General features: G+C 70.9%; 21 protein-coding genes and 1 tRNA gene. 11 read left to right on the forward strand and 11 right to left on the reverse strand.

All coding sequences use genetic code 11. The annotated features are described in order from the left end of the window. The first annotated feature begins 145 nt into the window (after positions 1–145). From ASF52_RS02200 to ASF52_RS02210, 3 genes are all read left to right on the forward strand, one after another. Positions 146–1348 carry a pyridoxal phosphate-dependent aminotransferase gene (locus ASF52_RS02200; protein WP_056166755.1) on the forward strand — a complete coding sequence of 401 codons (1203 nt, stop codon included), beginning with the start codon at positions 146–148 and terminating at the stop codon, positions 1346–1348. Positions 1349–1803: 455 nt separating this feature from the next. Further along, entirely contained in the window at positions 1804–2091 is a 288-nt protein-coding gene (locus tag ASF52_RS02205) for a hypothetical protein (protein WP_056166759.1), read from the forward strand. A 107-nt stretch (positions 2092–2198) separates the two neighbouring features. Further along, entirely contained in the window at positions 2199–2417 is a 219-nt protein-coding gene (locus ASF52_RS02210; protein ID WP_056166762.1) for a hypothetical protein, read from the forward strand. Between the two features lie 8 nt (positions 2418–2425). Here the strand turns inward: ASF52_RS02210 and ASF52_RS02215 are convergent, their stop codons facing one another. Continuing rightward, entirely contained in the window at positions 2426–2812 is a 387-nt protein-coding gene (locus ASF52_RS02215) for a hypothetical protein (protein ID WP_056166767.1), read from the reverse strand. A 470-nt stretch (positions 2813–3282) separates the two neighbouring features. Here ASF52_RS02215 and ASF52_RS02220 point away from each other — a divergent pair, with 470 nt between their 5' ends. Continuing rightward, positions 3283–3492: a cold-shock protein gene (locus tag ASF52_RS02220; RefSeq protein ID WP_055956856.1), complete on the forward strand. Its 210-nt coding sequence runs from the start codon at positions 3283–3285 to the stop codon at positions 3490–3492. A 192-nt stretch (positions 3493–3684) separates the two neighbouring features. Next, positions 3685–3915, forward strand: coding sequence for a hypothetical protein (locus tag ASF52_RS02225; protein ID WP_056166770.1), 231 nt, complete (start codon positions 3685–3687; stop codon positions 3913–3915). Positions 3916–4133: 218 nt separating this feature from the next. Here ASF52_RS02225 and ASF52_RS02230 read toward each other — a convergent pair whose 3' ends face one another. Beyond that, a complete protein-coding gene (locus ASF52_RS02230; protein WP_082478733.1) occupies positions 4134–5015 on the reverse strand; it encodes a 3'(2'),5'-bisphosphate nucleotidase CysQ in 882 nt (293 codons plus the stop codon). A 355-nt stretch (positions 5016–5370) separates the two neighbouring features. Between ASF52_RS02230 and ASF52_RS02235 the strand changes: the two genes are divergently transcribed. Further along, positions 5371–5865, forward strand: a complete 495-nt coding sequence (locus tag ASF52_RS02235; RefSeq protein WP_056166776.1) for a DUF6101 family protein — start codon at positions 5371–5373, stop codon at positions 5863–5865. Between the two features lie 3 nt (positions 5866–5868). Here the strand turns inward: ASF52_RS02235 and ubiA are convergent, their stop codons facing one another. Then, positions 5869–6819, reverse strand: a complete 951-nt coding sequence (gene ubiA / locus ASF52_RS02240) for a 4-hydroxybenzoate octaprenyltransferase (RefSeq protein WP_244473662.1) — start codon at positions 6817–6819, stop codon at positions 5869–5871. A gap of 105 nt (positions 6820–6924) precedes the next feature. Further along, positions 6925–7407, reverse strand: a complete 483-nt coding sequence (locus ASF52_RS02245; protein WP_244472856.1) for a hypothetical protein — start codon at positions 7405–7407, stop codon at positions 6925–6927. Positions 7408–7677: 270 nt separating this feature from the next. Between ASF52_RS02245 and ASF52_RS02250 the strand changes: the two genes are divergently transcribed. The 5 genes from ASF52_RS02250 to ASF52_RS02270 all read left to right on the forward strand — a co-directional run bounded on the left by ASF52_RS02250 (position 7678) and on the right by ASF52_RS02270 (position 11505). Further along, a complete protein-coding gene (locus ASF52_RS02250; protein ID WP_056166782.1) occupies positions 7678–8430 on the forward strand; it encodes a 16S rRNA (uracil(1498)-N(3))-methyltransferase in 753 nt (250 codons plus the stop codon). 128 nt (positions 8431–8558) lie between these two features. Further along, on the forward strand, positions 8559–9926 hold the full coding sequence (locus ASF52_RS02255; RefSeq protein ID WP_056166784.1) for a glutamate--cysteine ligase: 1368 nt from the start codon (positions 8559–8561) through the stop codon (positions 9924–9926). A 119-nt stretch (positions 9927–10045) separates the two neighbouring features. Beyond that, entirely contained in the window at positions 10046–10504 is a 459-nt protein-coding gene (locus tag ASF52_RS02260) for a hypothetical protein (protein ID WP_056166787.1), read from the forward strand. 101 nt (positions 10505–10605) lie between these two features. Continuing rightward, positions 10606–10851 (forward strand): sulfurtransferase TusA family protein, encoded by a 246-nt coding sequence (locus tag ASF52_RS02265; protein WP_056166790.1) that lies wholly within the window; start codon positions 10606–10608, stop codon positions 10849–10851. 81 nt (positions 10852–10932) lie between these two features. Further along, complete coding sequence (locus ASF52_RS02270; protein WP_056166792.1) at positions 10933–11505, forward strand: NUDIX domain-containing protein; 573 nt, start codon at positions 10933–10935, stop codon at positions 11503–11505. A gap of 128 nt (positions 11506–11633) precedes the next feature. Here the strand turns inward: ASF52_RS02270 and ASF52_RS02275 are convergent, their stop codons facing one another. The 7 genes from ASF52_RS02275 to ASF52_RS02300 form a co-directional block, all read right to left on the reverse strand. After that, on the reverse strand, positions 11634–13067 hold the full coding sequence (locus tag ASF52_RS02275) for a GumC family protein (RefSeq protein ID WP_244473663.1): 1434 nt from the start codon (positions 13065–13067) through the stop codon (positions 11634–11636). A 452-nt stretch (positions 13068–13519) separates the two neighbouring features. Continuing rightward, positions 13520–14626 (reverse strand): glycosyltransferase, encoded by a 1107-nt coding sequence (locus ASF52_RS02280; RefSeq protein WP_056166798.1) that lies wholly within the window; start codon positions 14624–14626, stop codon positions 13520–13522. Further along, positions 14623–16647: a glycosyltransferase gene (locus ASF52_RS02285; protein ID WP_056167005.1), complete on the reverse strand. Its 2025-nt coding sequence runs from the start codon at positions 16645–16647 to the stop codon at positions 14623–14625. Before ASF52_RS02285 ends, ASF52_RS02280 begins: the two co-directional genes overlap by 4 nt. Positions 16648–16788: 141 nt before the next feature. Beyond that, a tRNA-Leu gene (locus tag ASF52_RS22370) sits at positions 16789–16889 on the reverse strand. Positions 16890–17563: 674 nt separating this feature from the next. Continuing rightward, positions 17564–17758: a hypothetical protein gene (locus ASF52_RS02290; protein WP_056166801.1), complete on the reverse strand. Its 195-nt coding sequence runs from the start codon at positions 17756–17758 to the stop codon at positions 17564–17566. Beyond that, complete coding sequence (locus ASF52_RS02295) at positions 17755–18186, reverse strand: hypothetical protein (protein WP_056166804.1); 432 nt, start codon at positions 18184–18186, stop codon at positions 17755–17757. The genes ASF52_RS02290 and ASF52_RS02295 overlap by 4 nt, the downstream gene beginning before the upstream one ends. Then, on the reverse strand, positions 18183–18485 hold the full coding sequence (locus ASF52_RS02300; protein ID WP_056166807.1) for a hypothetical protein: 303 nt from the start codon (positions 18483–18485) through the stop codon (positions 18183–18185). The genes ASF52_RS02295 and ASF52_RS02300 overlap by 4 nt, the downstream gene beginning before the upstream one ends. Positions 18486–18579: the final 94 nt, after the last annotated feature.

Consider the following 18579-nt stretch of genomic DNA (forward strand, 5'->3'; position numbering starts at 1 on the left):
TGAACTTATGCCCATGAACTTATGCCCATGAACTTATATCAAAAATGGCATTGCGCAATGCGGTCCCGGTGAACTTGCCCCGCTTTCGAACGGCGACTACGGTCCCGCCCGTCCGAAAACCGCGCAAAACTACCGGAGTTCTCCCATGGGCTTTCTCGCCGACGCCCTGTCGCGTGTGAAACCGTCCGCGACCATCGCGATGACGCAGAAGGCGCGCGAACTCAAAGCCGGCGGGATGGATGTCATCAGTCTGTCCGTGGGCGAGCCGGATTTCGACACGCCCCAGCACATCAAGGATGCGGCCGTCGCCGCCATCGCGCGCGGGGAGACGAAGTACACGCCCGTCTCCGGCATCGTGCCCCTGCGCGAGGCCATCGTGACGAAGTTCAAGCGCGAGAACGGACTCGACTACAAGTCGTCGCAGACCATCGTCGGCACCGGCGGCAAGCACGTGATCTACAACGCCCTGCTCGCCACCCTGAACCCCGGCGACGAGGTGGTGATTCCGCGTCCCTACTGGGTCTCGTACCCCGAGATGGTGGTCCTGTGCGGCGGCACGCCTGTCTTCGCCGAGACCACCATGGAACACGACTTCAAGCTCCAGCCGGAGGAGCTGGAGCGGGTGATCACCCCGAGAACGAAGTGGATCATCCTCAACTCGCCGTCGAACCCCTCGGGGGCGGCCTACGCCCGGGACGAGATGAAGCGGATCACCGACGTGCTCCTGCGCCATCCCCAGGTCTGGGTCCTCACAGACGACATGTACGAGCACCTCTGCTACGGCGATTTCGAATTCGTCACCCCGGCCCAGGTCGAGCCGAATCTCTACGAGCGCACGCTCACCATGAACGGCGTCTCGAAGGCCTACGCCATGACCGGCTGGCGCATCGGCTACGCCGCCGGCCCGGAAAAACTCATCAAGGCCATGGATTTCGTCCAGGGTCAGCAGACCTCGGGCGCCTGCTCGATCTCGCAATGGGCGGCGGTGGCGGCCCTCGACGGGCCGCAGGCGCACCTCGCCGAGTTTCGCACGGCGTTCCAGGCGCGCCGCGACCTCGTGGTGTCGATGCTGAACCAGACCCAGGGGTTGAAGTGCCCGACGCCCGAGGGTGCGTTCTACGTCTATCCCTCCTGCGCCGAGGCGATCGGGCGCAGGGCGCCGTCCGGCAAGGTCATCGAGACCGACGAGGACTTCGTGGTCGAGCTGCTCCAGGCCGAGGGGGTGGCCGCCGTCCACGGCTCGGCCTTCGGCCTCGGGCCGAACCTGCGCATCTCCTACGCGACCTCGAACGCCGCCCTGGAAGAGGCGTGCACCCGCATCCAGCGGTTCTGCGGTTCGTTGCGGTAACCATCGCCGGCCGCCTCGCGCCCGGGGCTCCTGCGGCGCGGGGACCAATTGCCGGCTCCCGGTCCGGCGCCTACATCGACACTCCCTGCCGCCGATGCGTTCGATGGTTTCGCGGACCCGCTCGGGCCTCGCATGGTGGCGGGGCCTGTCGTGACGGGGCGGTGCGGACCAGTTCTCTGCACCGTTCCTGTGAGGCCTAGTGGGCCGGGTTGCGGCAGGCGTGTCACGGATGCGGGGAACAGGAACCGCGGCCGTGGCGCAAGGCCCACCCTTTTCACCGCGTCCCGCTCCGTCCGTTGCTGCCCGTCCGGTGTTTGGCCGCCGAGACCGTGTGCGGCCCGATCCGGGACGGTGAGCCGGGGCGGACGGGGCGGTTCGTTAACGCTCGCCGGTGAAGATGCTCCAAGGCCGGGGAACCGGTCGCGTGCCACCGCGTAGCTTCGGGCCTGACCACAATGAGACGCCTCCTCACGGGTGGCATCAAGGCGATCCTCGCCATCGCCGCGCTCTCCACCGCCGCCCATTGGACCATGCGCCTGCAGCGCGAGCCCTCGCCCCGGCCCGTGGCGGCGCTTCCCGATCCGGTGACCACCGGCTCCATCGACGCGCGAAAGTCCGTCGCGGGCCCGGCCGCCGCGTCGGCGGACGTGAACCGCGGTCTCGACCAGCGCCGCCTGTCGGAACTGTTCGCCGGCACCGCACCCGAAAAGGCCAAGGTGCAGAAGGCCGCCGTCAAACGCTGACGGGACTTCCGCAGGGGCGCGCCGCTGCGACCGCGACGACCACGTTTCCGGAACCCTCCGCCCGGGGCATGTGTTGGTCAGCGCATTCCCATCGCAGGAGAGTCCGCATGGCCAACCCCGGCCTACCGATCCCCGAACCCTTGCCCGGCGGCATTCCGGGCGACCTGCCGGCGCCCCCGCCGCCCGACGAGCAGCCGGATATCGGCCCCACCGGTCCGCGTACGCCCTATCCGGTCAACGATCCGGGCATCGACGAGCCGACGGGTCCGGGGTCCGAGCCGGATTACCTGCCCGGTGGCCCGACCGATCCCGGCGTCCGGATGTAACCGTCCGCTCAATGATCCCCGTGCGAGGCACGCACGTCGCGCGGGGCACTGAGGATTTCCGAGAGGCTCGTCACCACGTGGCGGGCCTCTTCGTCCGTCAGGCGCAGCTGGAACGGCGGCAATGCCCCGGCCTGGAGGGCGACCACGGCCTGCCCCTGCTCGTCCGTCCCCACCTCGATGGCCGAGGAGGTCACGTCGAGCATCGCCAAGTCCTCGTCCAGCTCCTCCGGCCCGTCGGTGTCGTCGGGCTCGTCGATGGCCGTGAGGAGATGGCCGACGGCCCGCACCAGGGCGCGGGCGGCACGCGCATCCATCACCACCGCCGTCGCCTGGTCGTCCTTCTGGAAGGAAAGCTGGATGTTCGCGCCTTCGAGGGAAACCGAGATGCCCGCCATGAACCGCCTAACTGCCTCGTCACCGAACCGCCCCCGCCCATTCCGGTCCGCGAAACTCCCACGGGCGAGGCGGGACGCGGCGGAGATGGGCATCGACGGCGCTCAAGAGTGCCTTACAAAATCCCCGTCCGCCACCGGTGCGCGCGTTGGGCGCGGCGGAGCGGAAGGCGTTTCGGAAAGGGACACTAACTGCCTGGACCCGAACCCTTATATGCACCGGGACGCCCGGGAATCCCAGCGGTCGGCGCCATTGCCGCAGGCCATTCGAAGGCATCCGTGAGCCGGCACGCCTTGTTGCGGCCGCATGAACCGACTACATATCTCATCAGCGGGTTTCGGTGAGCCGGGCGCTTGTACACCCAAGCGTTTCACGTCCTGCTGATCCCCGTCAGGACGTTTTGAAGAGGATCTACGTTGCCGTATCCCCAGGATCCGGTGGCCAGATCGACGAACGATACGAGGATCTATTCGTGAATACCGGCACTGTTAAGTGGTTCAACGAGACCAAGGGCTACGGCTTCATTCAGCCTGACGATGGCGGCAAGGACGTTTTCGTCCACATTTCCGCCGTCGAGCGTGCAGGCATGCGCAACCTCATCGAGGGCCAGAAGATCTCTTACGAGATCCAGACGGACAAGCGCAGCGGCAAGGACTCGGCTGGTAACCTCCAGGCGGCCTGACGCCCTCGGCGCCAGCCCTCGGGGCTGGCGTCACCAACGGTCCTCGTGAAGAGCCGTTCACCGTCGGTCATCGATCATGCGTTCCGGATGGGAACGATGGCTCGATCCGGCATCCCGCAGCACCAAGCGACGATACCGGACCCGTTTAGGGGTCCCGCACATCACGACACCTGAAAGTACACAAGAAAAAGCATGTTGTTCGAATACACCCGACGCAGAAGCGTCCGTTCGCCCGTCACCGACGCGGCGACCTTCCGGGTGGACCGTCTCAAGCAGGCCGCGACGCGCGGCGCCAAGACGACCGACCTGAGCCATCTCATCGACACCTCCTACAACTATCATTCGGCCCGCGAACTGCGCTGGCACCTCGCCGAGCGGTTCGGCATGGCCCCCGAGGCCGTGGCCCTGCGCGAGCACGCTTGAGCACCGGCGCGCGGACCCGGTTTCGCTGAGCGAAACGGTTTTCCGCGTTCGAACGGGCGCCGATCGGGTCGCCCCCGTCTCGGCTCCCAACTTGCGCTCCACGCACCTCCAGACGACCGGATACCCCCTCTCCTTGCAGATGGGGCATCGTCGTGTCGAGCGCGGACGCGGACCTTCCGCGTCGTGGCGACCCTCGCGGGTCGCGCCCCTCGACGACCCTAGCCGCGGGCCAGGGCTTCCACCGTCTCGGCCCGCAGGCCGTCCGGCAGGGCGATGAGGGCGCCGTGGACCGGGTCCGGGCGGTTGTAGGGCGTGGGACGGCCCGACAGGTCGCTCACCGAACCGCCGGCCTCGCGCAGGAGCAGGTCGGCGCCCGCCAGATCCCAGTCGCGGGCGTCCGACGACACCAGTCCGACATCGATGGAGCCGTCGGCCACCCGCGCGACGCGTAGGGCCAGGGACGGCACGCGCTCGACCACGACGAAATCCGGCTTCACTCCGCCCTGGGTCGCGCCGCGTGCGAGGCGCTCCATCATCGGTTTCGGGCCCGTCACGCGCGCGCCCGCGAGGGCCGCCTGCGCGGAGGCGCGGAGGGGCGCGCCGTCGCGGGTCGCCCCGAAGCCCGCCGCCGCCTCGTAGAAATGTCCGCTCACGGGCGCATGGACGAAGCCGAGCACCGGCTGGCCGCCGGCCAGAAGCGCCACGGAAATCGACCAGTCCGGGTGCCCGGTGAGGAAGGCCCGGGTGCCGTCGATGGGATCGACGATCCAGACGAGGTCGGCCTTGAGGCGCAGCGCGTCGTCGGCCGTCTCCTCCGAGAGCCACGCCGCCGCCGGCAGCAGAGCGCTCAGGCGGATCTTCAGGAACGTATCGACGGCGACATCCGCCTCGGTCACCGGCGAGCCCCCGGCCTTCGACCAGATCCGCGCGCCCGTCTGCTCGCCCGCCCGGAAGAACGGAAGCGCGAGGCCGGCCGCCTCGCGGATCGCGTCGCGCAGGGCCGGCACGAGGGCGTGCACCTCGTCCCGGACTTCGACGGGTCCTCGGGCGTGGGCCGCATCCGGTCCACCCGTGGCGGGTGGTACGCTCGTATCGGGCATGCGACTCCTGTCGGATCGGGGTTCTGGCGAAAAAGGCGTTGGGGACGGAGCAGGGAGGATGCCGTGCGGCAGGCCGATGCGCCGTCCCGTCCGTTGTAGGGTGCCGGGTCGGCCGCCACAAGGATTGCTGCGCAGAGGTCGATACGCTTGGATCTCGGATATCGCGGCAAGGAACCGTTGAGCATTCTTGGCATCAAGCCCGCGTCCATATTCGCTTAACGCTCACTCTTAAGGTCGCTGGAGGAGGTTAGACGCAATTCTGCTTGTCATAGACGGGCGGTCCAGCAGAGGCCGTTGCCAGCAACAGGGTCACCGGGCCATGAACACTTTCGCAAGCACGAACACTTTCGCAAGCATGAACACCGTCGCCAACCTGAACCACGCCGCCGACGCCGCCACCGTTCAGGCCCTGCCCGCCTTTGTCGCCGCCCGGCTGCCGGTGATCGGCCGCACCGGTGCGCTTGCGCCCACCGGCGTCGCCCTGGCCTTCTCGGAGGACGCCAGCGACACCTGCGGCGAGGATCGCTTCGATCTCCTCCTCGTCGGCGCGGACAGTGCCGTCATCGGCCGCCTCGGCCCGTTCTGCGAGGACGAGGTGGTGGCCCTGTGGCGGGATGTTGCCGGCAAGTCCGGCCTGGCCCGGATGATCGTGAAGGAGGACGGCAGCCTCGCCGCCGTGTCGCGTCAGATCGGCCCCGTGGCGCTGGGCCTGACCCGCACCCGCCGCCGCCACGGCCTGCTCTCCGGCCGCCGCCCGCGCTTCCTCGTGCGTCGCAAGACCGGCTCGCTGCCGGTGCGCCCGCTGATCCATCGCGGCGAGAGCGAGATCGCCTGCGGGGGCGTCTGCTGAACCTTATCCCGTCCAGGCCCGCAGGCCCGCGTCGAGCGCCAGACCGGCGAACAGGATCAGGCCCGCATCGCGGTTCGATCGAAACAGCATGAGGGCGCCGCGCCCGTTTCCCGCTTCCAGGCGCCGGACCTGCCATCCGAGATGGGCGGCGAACCCGGCGACGCCGAGGAGCCCCACGGGGCCGGCCCCCGCCCGCCAGGCGGCGAGCCCGACGAAACCCGCGGCGGCGGCGTAGCAGGCACCGATGGCCGGCTTCAGACGCGGTCCGAAGGTGCGGGCCGAGGAGCGGATGCCCGCGATGGCGTCGTCCTCGATGTCCTGTACTGCGTAGATCGTGTCGTACCCCACCACCCACGCGATGGTGCCGGCGTAGAGCAGCCATGCTGGGGCATCGAGACGGCCGAACACCGCCACCCACCCCATCAGCGCGCCCCACGCGAAGGCGAGGCCGAGGACGAGCTGGGGCATCGGCATCACCCGCTTCATGAACGGATAGATCGCCACCGGCAGGAGCGACGCGATGCCGACCAGGACGGCGTCGGCGTTGAACTGCAGCAGCACCGCCAGGCCGACGAGGGTCTGGAGACCGAGGAACGCCGCCGCGTGCCGGGCCCGAACCTGGCCGGAGGGCAGGGGGCGCGAGCGGGTGCGCTCCACCTGCGCGTCGAGGTCGCGGTCGGCGATGTCGTTGTAGGTCGAGCCCGCGCCGCGCATGGCCACGGCGCCGATGAGGAACAGGACGAGGTGGAGCGGGCTCGGAGCCGTGCCCGCGGCGAGGCCGGCCAGGGCCGCCGACCACCAGCACGGCAGCAGCAGCAGCCACCAGCCGATGGGGCGATCGATGCGGGCGAGGCGCAGGTAGGGGCGCGTCCGGCGCGGCGCCCAGCGGTCGACCCAATGCCCGGCGACGGCATCGGCGACGGGGTGTTCTTCGGATGGGGGGGAGCGGGTCACGCGCATGCGGGACCGGGGGTGCTGGGAACGCCAATCATCCCGCGGCGTATGGCGGGCAATACCCCGACGAGACAAGTCGCCGGGCAAGTCGCCGGGACTGCGCGATCAGAGTGCGCCCTGGGGCATCTTCATCGCACCGGTGAGGCCCGGGCCGCCGAGGAGGCCGCCGCCACCGCCGCCGTTCTGGGCCTGGGCGCGGCCCTGGGCTTCCATCTTGGCGGCCTGGGCGGCGATGCCGCAGATCTTGGTGCGGATGCCGCCGACCTTGAGGTGGTCGGCCTTGAAGCCTTCCGCGAACGAATCGGGGATCGAGCACCACTCCTTGTTGGCGGTGATCCACTTCATCCCCTCGGAGCCGTTGTTCTGGAGCTTGCCGAACAACGCGCAGGCTTCCTGCGGGGTCATCTTCTTCTTCGAGTTCGAGGCGGAGTTCGCCTTGGCCACGAGGTCCTTGCGGGCCTGCAGGGTCTTCTGGATCTCGCCGCACTCGACGGCCTGCGCGAAGGCGGTCTGCGAAGCCAGCACGGAGCCGGCCAGCACGGAGCCGGCGAGGACGACGGCGACCGTCGCGATATGCTTGAACGACATGCTCTGACTTCCCTTAAAGTCTCCCCGACGCCCCGGCGGGAGCTCTGCCCCTGACCGCCGGCGCGATGGCCCGATCCGCTGCGGGGACGCGATGCGTCCCGCGCGATTCGAAACCCCGAAAGGCGTTTCGCCATAGGAATGTGGCGTCTTTCGAGTCGCAAACCGCGCCGGCCGTTCGGCCGTGGGCAAAGCGCACAAAGTCGGCCCGCGTGGCTCTTTGGCCACAGGCGGCGCGTTGACAGGCTTCGAGCGCCACGCGACCACCCCCGCATGGCCGCCTACGATTTCACCGCCCCCCGCCTCCACGTCGAGGCCAGCCTCGCGCCGGACGTGGTCCTGCCCCTCGACCGGGCGCAGGCGAACTATCTGCTCAACGTCCTGCGCCGGGGGCCGGAGGATCCGGTGCTCTTGTTCAACGGACGCGACGGCGAGTGGCGGGCCACCCTGGCGCAATCCGGCCGCAAGAGCGCCGACCTCGTGGTGCGGGAGCGGACCCGTGGCCAGACGCCGCGCTCCGACCTGCACTACCTGTTCGCGCCCCTGAAGAGCGCGCGCCTCGACTACCTCGCCCAGAAGGCCGTGGAGATGGGGGCCGGCACCATCCGGCCCGTCTTCACGCAGCGTACGCAAGGGGAAAAGCTGAACGCCGAGCGCCTGCGCGCCAACGCCGTCGAGGCGGCGGAGCAGTGCGGCATCCTCAGCCTGCCGGACCTTCCCCCGGCCGTGCGCCTGCCCCAGGCCCTCGCCGACCTCGCGCCCGAGCGCCTGCTCGTGTTCTGCGACGAGGACGCGCCCCTGTCCGATCCCATCGCGGCCCTGCGCGGGGCAGCCGACCCGGGCGCGCCCCCGCCCCTCGCCGTGCTGGTCGGGCCGGAGGGCGGGTTCGCGCCGGACGAGCGCGCGCTCATCGCGGGCCGGCCCAACACCGTCGCCCTGTCCCTCGGACCCCGCATCCTGCGGGCCGATACGGCCGCCGTCGCGGTGCTCGCCCTGGTGCAGTCGGTGCTCGGGGACACACGCTGACGCCGCGCGCCGTCGCGCGCGTTGTTCGCGCCGCGGGCGTGGATTAAGGAGGCGGCATCCCGACGGGGCGCAACCGACCCCAGGTCGACCGGCCTTTCATCCGACCCTATTCACCACGAGGCCAGCGCATGGCGCGCGATACGTCCGACACGACGCCGCTGACGACGCGGGATGAACTGATCGCGTGGTTCGCCGAGGGCGAGAAGCCGCCCGCGCGCTTCGCCATCGGCACCGAGCACGAGAAGGTCCCGTTCTACCGCGACGGCAACCGCCCGGTCCCCTACGCCGGGGATTCCGGCATCCGCGCCCTTCTCGAAGGCCTCGCGCGCGAGACCGGCTGGGAGGCCATCGAGGATGCGGGCCATCTCATCGGTCTCGCGGGCCAGGAGGGCGGCGCCATCTCCCTGGAGCCGGGCGGGCAGTTCGAGCTCTCCGGCGCGCCGCTGGCCGACGTGCACGCCACGGAATCCGAGTTGCGCACGCACCTCGAGGCCGCCAAGCGCGTGGCCGACCCCCTCGGCATCGGCTTCCTCGACCTCGGGATGAGTCCAAAGTGGACTCGCGAGGAAACGCCCGTGATGCCGAAGAGCCGGTACAAGATCATGGCCGGCTACATGCCGAAGGTCGGGACGCTCGGCCTCGACATGATGCTGCGCACGGCCACCGTGCAGGTGAATCTCGACTTCGCGTCGGAGGCCGACATGGTCGCCAAGATGCGTGTCGCCCTGGCGCTCCAGCCCGTCGCCACCGCGCTCTTCGCCAATTCGCCCTTCACCGACGGACGGCCCAACGGCTTCCTGTCGCGCCGCTCGGAGATCTGGCGCGACACCGATCCCGACCGAACCGGCATGCTGCCCCGCGCCTTCGCCCCGGGCTTCGGCTACGAGGCCTATGTCGACTGGCTCCTCGACATGCCGATGTACTTCGTCAAGCGCGGCGAGACCTATCACGACGTCTCCGGCGCCTCGTTCCGCGACCTGATGGCGGGCCGGCTCGCGGCCCTGCCGGGCGAGCGCGCCACGGTGTCGGACTGGGCCAACCACGCCTCGACGGCCTTTCCCGAGGTGCGCCTGAAGCGCTTCCTCGAGATGCGCGGCGCCGATGTCGGCGGCCCGGCGATGATCGCCGCCCAGGCGGCGTTCTGGGTCGGGCTACTCTACGACGACGCGGCGCTGGCCGCCGCCTGGGACATCGCCAAGGGCTGGAGCGACTGCGATCGCGAATGCCTGCGCGCCACGGTGCCGCGCCTCGGCCTCGCCGCCCGCATCGGCGGACGGCCCCTCGGCGCGGTCGCGGCGGAAGCCCTGGCGGTGGCCCGCTCGGGGCTCGCCGCCCGGGGGCGTCGCGACGCCCAGGGGCAGGACGAGACCCGCCACCTCCAGCCCCTGGAGGCCATCGTAGCCGCCGGGCGCTCGCGGGCCGAGGGCTACCTCGCGGATTACGAGGGCCGGTGGCAGCGCTCCGTCGAGCCGGCCTTCACCGAGTGCGTTTTCTAGGAAAGCCGCTGCGGATCCGATCGCGCCGATTGTGAAAGGCTTGACTGTGTTCGTTCGGGAACGGTTCAGGCACGATGCCGTTCATAGGGATATCTGATCGCAAGCCGGAGACGTTCCGCATGTCGCGCATCCTGTCCCTCGCCCTCGCGGGCACCACCGCCCTCGGTTTGTCGGCGGGCTCCTTCACCTCCGCCCAGGCGGCCCCGTTCCCGGCCCTCAACGCCGGCCAGATCGCCGGCGAGCGCGCCGGCGTCGAGAACGTGCGTTGGCGCGGCGGCTACGGCGGCGGCTATTACGGCGCCGGCTACGGCCGGGGTTACGGCCGTGGCTATTACGGCGGTTACCGTCGCGGCCCCGGCATCGGCGGCGCCCTCGCGGCCGGTGCGGCCCTCGGCATCATCGGCGGCGCCATCGCGGCGAGCCAGGCCCCGCGCTACGGCTACTACGATCGGGGCTATGTCGGCGCCGGTTACGGCTACGGCGCCCCCGCGTATGGCTACGGGTACGGCGCGCCCGCATACGGTTACGGCTACGCCGCGCCGGCCTACAGCTATGGCTACCCGGCCTACGGCTACTGAGGGCGGCGGCCGCCCCGGCGGTGAACGCCGGGCTTCCATCTCGACATCACCCGTCGACGGCTCCCGGGCCGCGACGGGTTTTTTTCATGGCTCCAGACCTGATGCCCGCTGAACCGCCCGATCCTGTCGAACTCGACCTGTCGGGCCTGAAATGCCCGCTGCCGGTGCTGCGCACCCGCAAGGCCCTGCGGCGCCTGTCCCCCGGGGCCGTCCTGGCGGTCCTGAGCACGGACCCCCTGGCGGCCATCGACATCCCGCATCTCGTGCGGAGCGAGGGCGATGCGCTGCTGGACCAGGAGCGCCGCGACGGCGCGATTCGATTCACGATCCGGCGCGGCCCGGACTGAGGCCGCCTCATTCGTGCGCCAACGCACTGCTAAGGCCCGCGCGTCGGCCGTCCCGCATCGGACGGCGCGTGAGGAAAGAGCATGGCGCCTGTCATCCGTGGCACTCGGATCCTGCATGACGGCTGGAGCCGGTTTCTCGTCGCCGAGGTGACGATGCCGGACGGAACGCGTCTCGCCCGTGAGATCGAGGATCATGGCCGCGCCGTCGCCGTGCTGCCCTACGATCCGGTGCGCGGCGTGGCGCTCCTCGTCGAGCAGTTCCGGCCCGCGGCCCTCTACGCCGCCGGGACCGAATCCCTCTTCGAGGTTCCGGCCGGCCTCCTCGACGAGGCCGATCCGGAGGAGGGCGCGCGGCGGGAGGCCTACGAGGAGGTCGGCGTGCGCCTCGGGGCCCTGGAACGCATCGCCTGCGGCTGGAGCATGCCTGGCATCTCCACGGAGCAGATGGACCTGTTCCTCGCCCCCTACGGCGCCGACGACCGCTCCGGTCCGGGCGGCGGCCTCGACGCCGAGCACGAGAACATCACCGTGCACGAGATGGATCTCGCCAGCCTCAGCGCCATGAGCGACCGGGGCGAGATCACCGACATCAAGACCCTGCTCCTCGTCTACGCCCTGCGCCTGCGCCATCCCGACCTGTTCGCGGCAGCCTGAGGGGGCCTTCCGGCGCGGCGCCGGTCCCTGAGCGGGTCCGCGTCGGCAAGCCAACGTGAACCTGCTTAGCTCTCTGATCTGTCGCTGGTTTTCGACGCAGAGCCGGTGACCACTCTTGCGAAACCCGCTCAGGCGTCGACGGCGCGGAAACTCCGGGCGCCGACGGGTGCGGCGGGGCTGCGATCCATCGCGTCACGGCGGTCGCGGCTGGCGCCCCGCAGCAGGGCGAGGCCGGCCCCGAGGGCGAGGCCGAGCGCCAGGGCGACGGGCAGGATCACCTTGGGCGAGGGAGGCCAGCTCCGCAGGCGCGCCGGGGTCGCGGCCGAGATCACCCGGACGTTGGAGCTGTTGAGGCGCTCCTGCTCCGAGGTTTCCCGTGCCCGCTTGAGGAAGGTCTCGTAGACGGCGCGCCGTGAGTCGAGCTCGCGCTCCAACTCGCGCAGGCCCACGTTGGCGCGGTCGTTCCCGGAGGTCTCCACCTTGGCCCGGTCGAGGCTCTTGCGCACGGCGGCTTCGGTGGCGGCGGCCCGGTCGTAATCCTTCTGCGAGGTGTCGATGATCCGCTCCTTCTCGCGCTGGATCATGCGTTGGAGATCGCGTTGCTGGGCGAATTGCTCGGCCATGGCCGGGTGGCGCTCGCCCAGCCGCGTCGCGAGTTCGGCGGTGTTGCGGGACAGGCTGGCGTAGGATTGCCGCAGGTTCTGCATCTCGGTGGATTGCAGCATCTCCGGCAGGGAGGTGCCGGCCTCGCCCGCCCGCATCCGCCTGGCTTGGTCGAGGCGCGACTGGGCTTCGGCGGTGCGGATCGTGGCGGTGACGAGCTGCTGGTTGAGGTCGCTGAGCTGCTGGTCGCTCAGAAGACGGCCGCTGGTGGTGACGAGCTTGTTCGCCTCCCGGTACCTCACCACCTTGCCCTCGGCCTCCTCCACCCCGCGCCGCAAGCTGGTGAGGCGGCCCGAGAGGGCGTCCGAGGCCCGCCGCGCCGCGTCCATCCGCGCCCGGGCCTCCTCGGCGAAGTAGGCGTCGCCGATGGCGTTGGCGATGCGCGCCGATTTCTCCGGGTCGAGGGTCTGCACGTAGACGTCGATGACGAAGGTCCGCTCCGCCCGGCGCACGCCGAGCTTCGTCCGCAGGGTGTCGAGGGCGATGTTGACCGGGTCGCGGCTCGCCGGCGGCGGATCGAGGCCGAGGAGTTGCTTGACGCCGATGACGACGGGGTTCGTCGAAGGGGTCCGGACGAATTCGTCGTCGGTGGCGAGCTTGAGGCGTTCCACCACCCGGCCCAGGACGCTGTCCGACTGGATCACCCGCGCCTGGCTCTCGGCGATGGAGACGCCGCTGTCGGCCTGCGGCGACCGGGTGGTGAGGTCGTTGGCGATGACGGAGAGATCGGTCGGATCGACGAGGATCTGCAGGACCGAGGTGTAGGCCGGCTTCAGCAGTCCGAGGCCCGCGACCGCGAGGGCGACGGCGATCACGCCGGCGAGCACGATGAGGCCGAGGCCCCGCCGGAGCCGGCGCAGGATGGCGGCGGGCTCGGGCGCCGAGGACGGGCGCTCCATCGCGATCGGTTCCCCGCGTATCGTAGTCCCGAAGTCGAACATCGTCCCGTCTCCCGACCGTCCCGCTTCCGGGGTGTCGCCCCGCCCTCGCTCCGCTTCATCCGGGGAACGACCGTACCGATTTGGCACAGGCGCTCCCGTCGTCGACGTGGATGCGGGGTGGTTCAGCAGCGGGCGTGCCAGCCCGCACCGTCCCGGTTTCGCGTCGTCCCGGCTTCGCGTCGGCCGAACCGGAACGGGTGAGCGTCGCCTCGCGGACGGGCCTCACGGAGCCGTCCGCGGCACCGGCAAACCCTACGAACGCCCCGGTGTAGAAGACGCTATCGCGACGCCGACCTCCACGGGGATTCCTGTGGGGAACCTCGATGACAGGGGGGTATGATTACTGAACTCTGCCCGAATCCCGCATGCGACCCCGTGGCTCGGTCCGGCCGGGGGGCGCAGGCGACCCCTCAGGAGGCCGGAACGACGCCGTCCGGCGCGTCCGCGTAGGCCGCCGTCCCCCGGTCGAGGAAACCGCGGAAGCGCGCCGCGTCGGCGGCCGCGAGCCCGTTCCAGCGGGCCACGTTGGCCAGCGACGCCCGCGCCGCCTCGGGCAGCCGCGTCCGCGCCCAGGCGGCGATGCGGGCGGCCGCGCCCTCCGGGTCGTCCGGCGCGACGAACAGAGCGGAGTCTCCCAGCACCTCGGAGAACACCGCGCCCTCGGGGGCGACCACGGGCAACCCGCCGTGCTGGACCTCGAGGAGGGGCAGCCCGAGGCCCTCGGCCTTCGAGGTGGACAGGAGAAGGTGACAGCTCTCGGCGAGGCGGCGCAGGCCGGCATCGTCGACGTAGCCGTGCAGGGTGAGGAAGGCGGGCGGTGCGTCGAGGAAGGCGTGGCGGCCCCAGCCGACCCGGCCGACCACGTGCAGTTCCGTGCGGATGCCGGCGGCATTCAGGGCCGCCACGATGGCGAGGGCGGCCGGATAATCCTTGCGCGGTTCGATGGTGCCGATGGCGAGGATGCGCAGGGGTCGGGCCGGATCGTAGGCCGCCGTCCGCGCCAGATCCGCGAGGCCGAAGACGTCGCGTACCCCCGGCCGAAGCAGCGCCACGAGGGCGTCGCGCCGGCACACGTCCCGCACCGCCAGCCCGGTGGTGCGTGAATTGACGAGGAAGCGGCGTCCGAACCGCATGGCGAAGGCGAAGCTCGGTGCCATGTAGAGCCGGCTCTTCCAGCTCAGGTCCTCCGGCCGGGTCAGCAGGAAGGTGTCGTGGACGTAGGTGACGCAGCGGGTGCCGAAGGCGATGCTCAGGGGGCTCGGCGGGAAGCCGGGGAAGACGAACAGCGCCGAGCGGTCGGCGAGCGCCCGTGCCGGCAGGCCGAGATGCTGGGCCAGCATCATCCCGGGTACACCGCCGCTGCGCACGGAATGGACCTCGTGCGGGGCGAGGTTCGCGGCCGAGAACAGGTCGAGGGCGACCCGCTCGATCCCGGTGACGTGGCCGCGCAGGTTGCTCAGGTCGAGATAGACCCGGCGCGGCGCCGGCGTCGCCGTCAGGGCGAGGGCCGCACTCATCGCGCGCGCCGCGAGGGGCTGGCGAGAAGACTGCCCACGTACAGGACCCGGCGAATCCAAAGCGGCAGGTCCCGGCCGAAGACGGCGCGCTTGGCCCGGCGCAGGAGGCGGATCGGGGCGGGGGAGGGGCCCGGCACGGTCCCGGTCTCGCCCGGATGACGCACCCGCGCGAAGGCGAACCGGCCGAGCATGGCCGGCGCGAAGCGCAGGCGCCCGTCGGCGGGCGCCGGGATCAGGCCCCGTGCGACGAGGACGTCGTTGAACCGCAGGGCGGCGGCGGCATGGCTGAACCGGCCCTCGAAGGCGATCCGCGCCTGCGCGCCGAGGCGCCGGCGCCGGGCTTCGTCGGCGATGAGACCGGCGAGGGCGGCCGCGAGGGCGCCGGGCTCCTGCGGGACGAGGACGCCCGAGACGCCGTCGATCACCGCGCTGGTGAGTCCGGAGGCCCGGTAGGCCACGGTGGGAAGTCCGCACAGCCCCGCCTCCACGGGGGTCTGTCCCAGGGTCTCGTTGAGGCTGGCGGTGAGGTAGATGTCGCAGGCGCCGTACCACGCCGCCAGACCGGCCTCGTCGCCGACGGGACCGGCGGCGAACAGGTCGGGCAGGCCGAGGGCGTCCGGATCGTCGAGGCGTCCCACGGCGACGAAGCCGACACCCGGCCGCGCGACGCGGCGCAGGGTGGCGACGAGGTCGGCGAACCCCTTGCCGGGGGCGTCGGCGATGACGGCGGCGAACATCACCAGCACGCCGTCGACGGGCAGGCCGAGGCGTCGGCGCAGGGCCGTCCGGTCGCCGGGCCGGAAGGCCCCCGTGGGAAACGCGAGGTCGATCCGGGCCACGGCGGTGCCGGCAGGCGCGTTGGCACGGGTGTACTCGTGGGTCCAGGCCGAGTTGGTCAGGAGCAGGGGGCCGCCGGGACCGGTGAGGTACGCCCGCTTCTCGGTATGGACGCCCGCGATCCGGGACGGTGCGAGGTAGGGGTACTGCGTCGGGGTTGGGCAGCCCGCGTCGCAGCCCGTGGCGAGGCGGGTGCAGTCGCACGGGAAGGCGCAGCGCCCGGTAATGGGGAACAGGTCGTGCATCACGACGGCGACGGGAAGGTGTGCGGCGAGGCGCGCGAGGAGGCCGAGCCGGCGCGTCGCGCCGTGGATGTTGCCGACGAGGAGGAGATCGTGGCCCCCGTCCCGGATCGCCGCCTCGGTGCGGGGGAAACGGTCCTGCCACTCGGCTCTCGCCGGCACGGCCTCGTCGAACAGCCGCAGGCCCGTCACCCGATGCCCCGACAGCGCGAGGGCTTCGGCGAGGCGGCGATGGGCGATGCCCGCCCCGCCGCCGGCGCCCTGGTCGGTCAGGGCCGCGATGGCGAGGCCGGCGGGCTGCGGGGGCGGGGCCTGACCCTCCGGCGCGCGCTGGAGCAGGACCGGGCGCCCGACCCGCGCCAGCCGCAGCCCCGCGAGGCGCGGCCACAACGCGGCGACCGGGGACGGATCGGCGAGGTCGAGGCCGCCGGCCGCGTGGATCGCCGCCCGCGACAGCAGGCATTCGCCGCCGGTGAAGGGGCCGAGGCGTCCGGCCGGAACCCGGCCGTCGAGGGGGCCGGGCGCCTGCGCGACCGCATCGAGGCCCAGAACCGTTTCGCCGAACACCACCCGCAGGCCGGTGACGACGTCCGCCGCCGCGAGGGACGCCTCCAGGGCGAGGGACGTGAGGGCGCCCGGCGCCAGGAGGTCCCCCGCCCGCAGGACGAGGACGAAATCCACGGACGGATCGGACAGCAGGGCGGCGACGCGGGCCGTTGCCTCGGGTCCGGGCGGGACGTGATGGTGCTGGAGCGGCCGGTAATCCTGGCCCGCCACGGAGGCGTCCGTGCCGGCGAGGCCGGGCGCGCCGGGGGGCGACGGCGTGAGGATGTGCAGATTCGGCCAGGGCCGTCCGTCCGGAAGGGTCGCCGGAACGGCTCCGTCCTTGGCTCGTGGCCCGAAGGGCCACCCGGCGACGCCATGGCCATCGTGTTCGCGCATGACGACGGTCACGTCCGTGATGGGGTGCCGCCGAGACCTCGACACGCCGAACCAGCCCCAGCCTTTGGCCGAGGGTGGGAGGAATTCATGAAGAATTGCTTGTGCTCTCTGAGCCGGGAAGACCGCTCTCCCGGGGAGAGCTGGTCGGAGTGGCAGGATTTGAACCTGCGACCCCCACGTCCCGAACGTGGGTACGTTCGGGGTCGCTGTCCCAGGCGAGCCCGGTTTCCGCTCTACGCCCGGACTGGTTTCGACTTCGTTGATGAACGTTCATCGATCCCAATCCGTGGCCGTGGAACCCGAACCTGTGGCCGACATGTGGCCGGAGAACAACTGTGGACCGCGTCGTTGACAGCTCCAAGCCTGGGGTGGATCCTGTTCGTCGACCGCCAGCGTTAGGGCACCGGTAGCCGCTCGACCGGCCGGCATGCCTCAACGGCGGAGGCGCTCGGCAGCGCCGGGGAGGTTTGCTCTTCCCTCGATCTTGCGGCTTCACGGTCCGTTTACCGAGGTTCGCCTAACTGCTCGACGTTGGCGGGCCCTTCAGGCACACCAGCGTTGTTGCTGCCTCGCCCCACGTGGCGAGGATGACCCAATGGAAGCGGTAGGCCAGTTCACTGGCGGACCCCTCGCCCCAAGCGTGCGAGAGCTTCAATAGTAATGGCAACAAGGAGGGCGTCGGGGAAACCTGGCGCCCTTCCTCGTTGGGGTAGCCACCAGCCCAACCTACGCAGGCGCATCCTCGCGGATCGTCTCGCACACGGTCGTCCCGTCCGGCTGCGGCCGAGTCGATCCCCCGACGGACCGATTTCGGGGCGCGGCGGGCCGTCGCCCCACGCGATCGCCAGGCCCACGGCGATGCCCAGCGGCAGCCCGAATGCGAGCCAGATGACCAGGACCTGGATCGTCCCATGGATCACGCCCGCATCCTCCCGACGCGCCGGCGATCGTTCCGGCGCTCCCGCTCGACGGCGTGCCCGATCCACTCGGCGAGCGCGGTCCGGATCGGGATCTCCCTCTCGGCCGGGCCGTCCCCGGGACGCTCGGCGATGAGGCGCTCGACGGTCCGGCAGGCCCCGAGGGCGATGGCGTCGATCGTGGCCTGCCTCATGGGATTGCCTCACCCATATCGGCGCACGGGATCTCGTCCTCGATCGGGTTGGCCTGCCTGACGCCCGCCTGTGCCGGCCAGCGCAGCTCGCGGACCTCGCGCCGGGCCACGAGCATACTGATGCGCATGCGATCTAGCCGATCCCGGACGTAGTCGACGCAGGCAGACACATCGACGATAAATTCCTGTGGGGAAGAGCGGTCCGGGTTCCGGCGGTAGAACTCCGAGCCGTCGGCGGTCAGCCCCACCAGGGCAGCCTCCGCCGCCCTGGCACGCTCCTCCAAGTCTACGAGCTTGGCTTCGAGGTGATCCCGCCGAACCACAATGAACCCGAGCGCGGCAAGCTCCTTCACTGTCAGCTCAGGCTTGTCCCCGCAGATGGATGTCCACTCGTTGATCTTGGCCAGCGCGGCCGGTTCGCTCGTCATGCCGTTACTTCCATGGCGATCTCGATGCACGTGGCCCTGGTCCGCTGCCACAGCGTCTGGTGCTCCCGGTGGATGGTGATCCTGGCGATGCGGCCGGCCGATCCCGGCGGGTGGTCCCAGAACGCGCCCGGGTTCCGACGCTGGCGCCGGCTGTGCTCCAGCCACTCGGTCCGGAGCGCCGGCGGCCGCAGGGCCCAATGCCGCCGGCACAGGAAGTCCTGGTCCACGAAGCCATCCGCCGTCGGCGCCGTGATCCGGCAGAACGGGACGGCGCAGTGGGCGCGGCCTGGCTTTACCACACGCCTTTCCATCGGCACTCGGCGTTGAGCTTGGCGAATACCGCATCAGCCTGCGCCGCCTCATCGAGTGGCGAGAGGACCAGGCCCGCATCGA

This window comes from Methylobacterium sp. Leaf112, assembly GCF_001423295.1.
Taxonomy (GTDB): domain Bacteria; phylum Pseudomonadota; class Alphaproteobacteria; order Rhizobiales; family Beijerinckiaceae; genus Methylobacterium.

Excerpts from the sequence above, each read along its gene's own strand:
- ASF52_RS02200 (WP_056166755.1), top strand. The coding sequence starts at position 146 with ATGGGCTTTCTCGCCGACGCCCTGTCGCGTGTGAAACCGTCCGCGACC.
- ASF52_RS02280 (WP_056166798.1), bottom strand. The coding sequence starts at position 14,626 with ATGAGTGCGGCCCTCGCCCTGACGGCGACGCCGGCGCCGCGCCGGGTC.
- ASF52_RS02260 (WP_056166787.1), top strand. The coding sequence starts at position 10,046 with ATGTCGCGCATCCTGTCCCTCGCCCTCGCGGGCACCACCGCCCTCGGT.
- ASF52_RS02275 (WP_244473663.1), bottom strand. The coding sequence starts at position 13,067 with ATGGAGCGCCCGTCCTCGGCGCCCGAGCCCGCCGCCATCCTGCGCCGG.
- ASF52_RS02205 (WP_056166759.1), top strand. The coding sequence starts at position 1,804 with ATGAGACGCCTCCTCACGGGTGGCATCAAGGCGATCCTCGCCATCGCC.
- ASF52_RS02250 (WP_056166782.1), top strand. The coding sequence starts at position 7,678 with ATGGCCGCCTACGATTTCACCGCCCCCCGCCTCCACGTCGAGGCCAGC.
- ASF52_RS02290 (WP_056166801.1), bottom strand. The coding sequence starts at position 17,758 with ATGAGGCAGGCCACGATCGACGCCATCGCCCTCGGGGCCTGCCGGACC.
- ASF52_RS02265 (WP_056166790.1), top strand. The coding sequence starts at position 10,606 with ATGCCCGCTGAACCGCCCGATCCTGTCGAACTCGACCTGTCGGGCCTG.
- ASF52_RS02245 (WP_244472856.1), bottom strand. The coding sequence starts at position 7,407 with ATGTCGTTCAAGCATATCGCGACGGTCGCCGTCGTCCTCGCCGGCTCC.
- ASF52_RS02255 (WP_056166784.1), top strand. The coding sequence starts at position 8,559 with ATGGCGCGCGATACGTCCGACACGACGCCGCTGACGACGCGGGATGAA.
- ASF52_RS02285 (WP_056167005.1), bottom strand. The coding sequence starts at position 16,647 with ATGCGCGAACACGATGGCCATGGCGTCGCCGGGTGGCCCTTCGGGCCA.
- ASF52_RS02235 (WP_056166776.1), top strand. The coding sequence starts at position 5,371 with ATGAACACCGTCGCCAACCTGAACCACGCCGCCGACGCCGCCACCGTT.
- ASF52_RS02295 (WP_056166804.1), bottom strand. The coding sequence starts at position 18,186 with ATGACGAGCGAACCGGCCGCGCTGGCCAAGATCAACGAGTGGACATCC.
- ASF52_RS02270 (WP_056166792.1), top strand. The coding sequence starts at position 10,933 with ATGGCGCCTGTCATCCGTGGCACTCGGATCCTGCATGACGGCTGGAGC.
- ASF52_RS02215 (WP_056166767.1), bottom strand. The coding sequence starts at position 2,812 with ATGGCGGGCATCTCGGTTTCCCTCGAAGGCGCGAACATCCAGCTTTCC.
- ASF52_RS02210 (WP_056166762.1), top strand. The coding sequence starts at position 2,199 with ATGGCCAACCCCGGCCTACCGATCCCCGAACCCTTGCCCGGCGGCATT.
- ASF52_RS02230 (WP_082478733.1), bottom strand. The coding sequence starts at position 5,015 with ATGCCCGATACGAGCGTACCACCCGCCACGGGTGGACCGGATGCGGCC.
- ASF52_RS02225 (WP_056166770.1), top strand. The coding sequence starts at position 3,685 with ATGTTGTTCGAATACACCCGACGCAGAAGCGTCCGTTCGCCCGTCACC.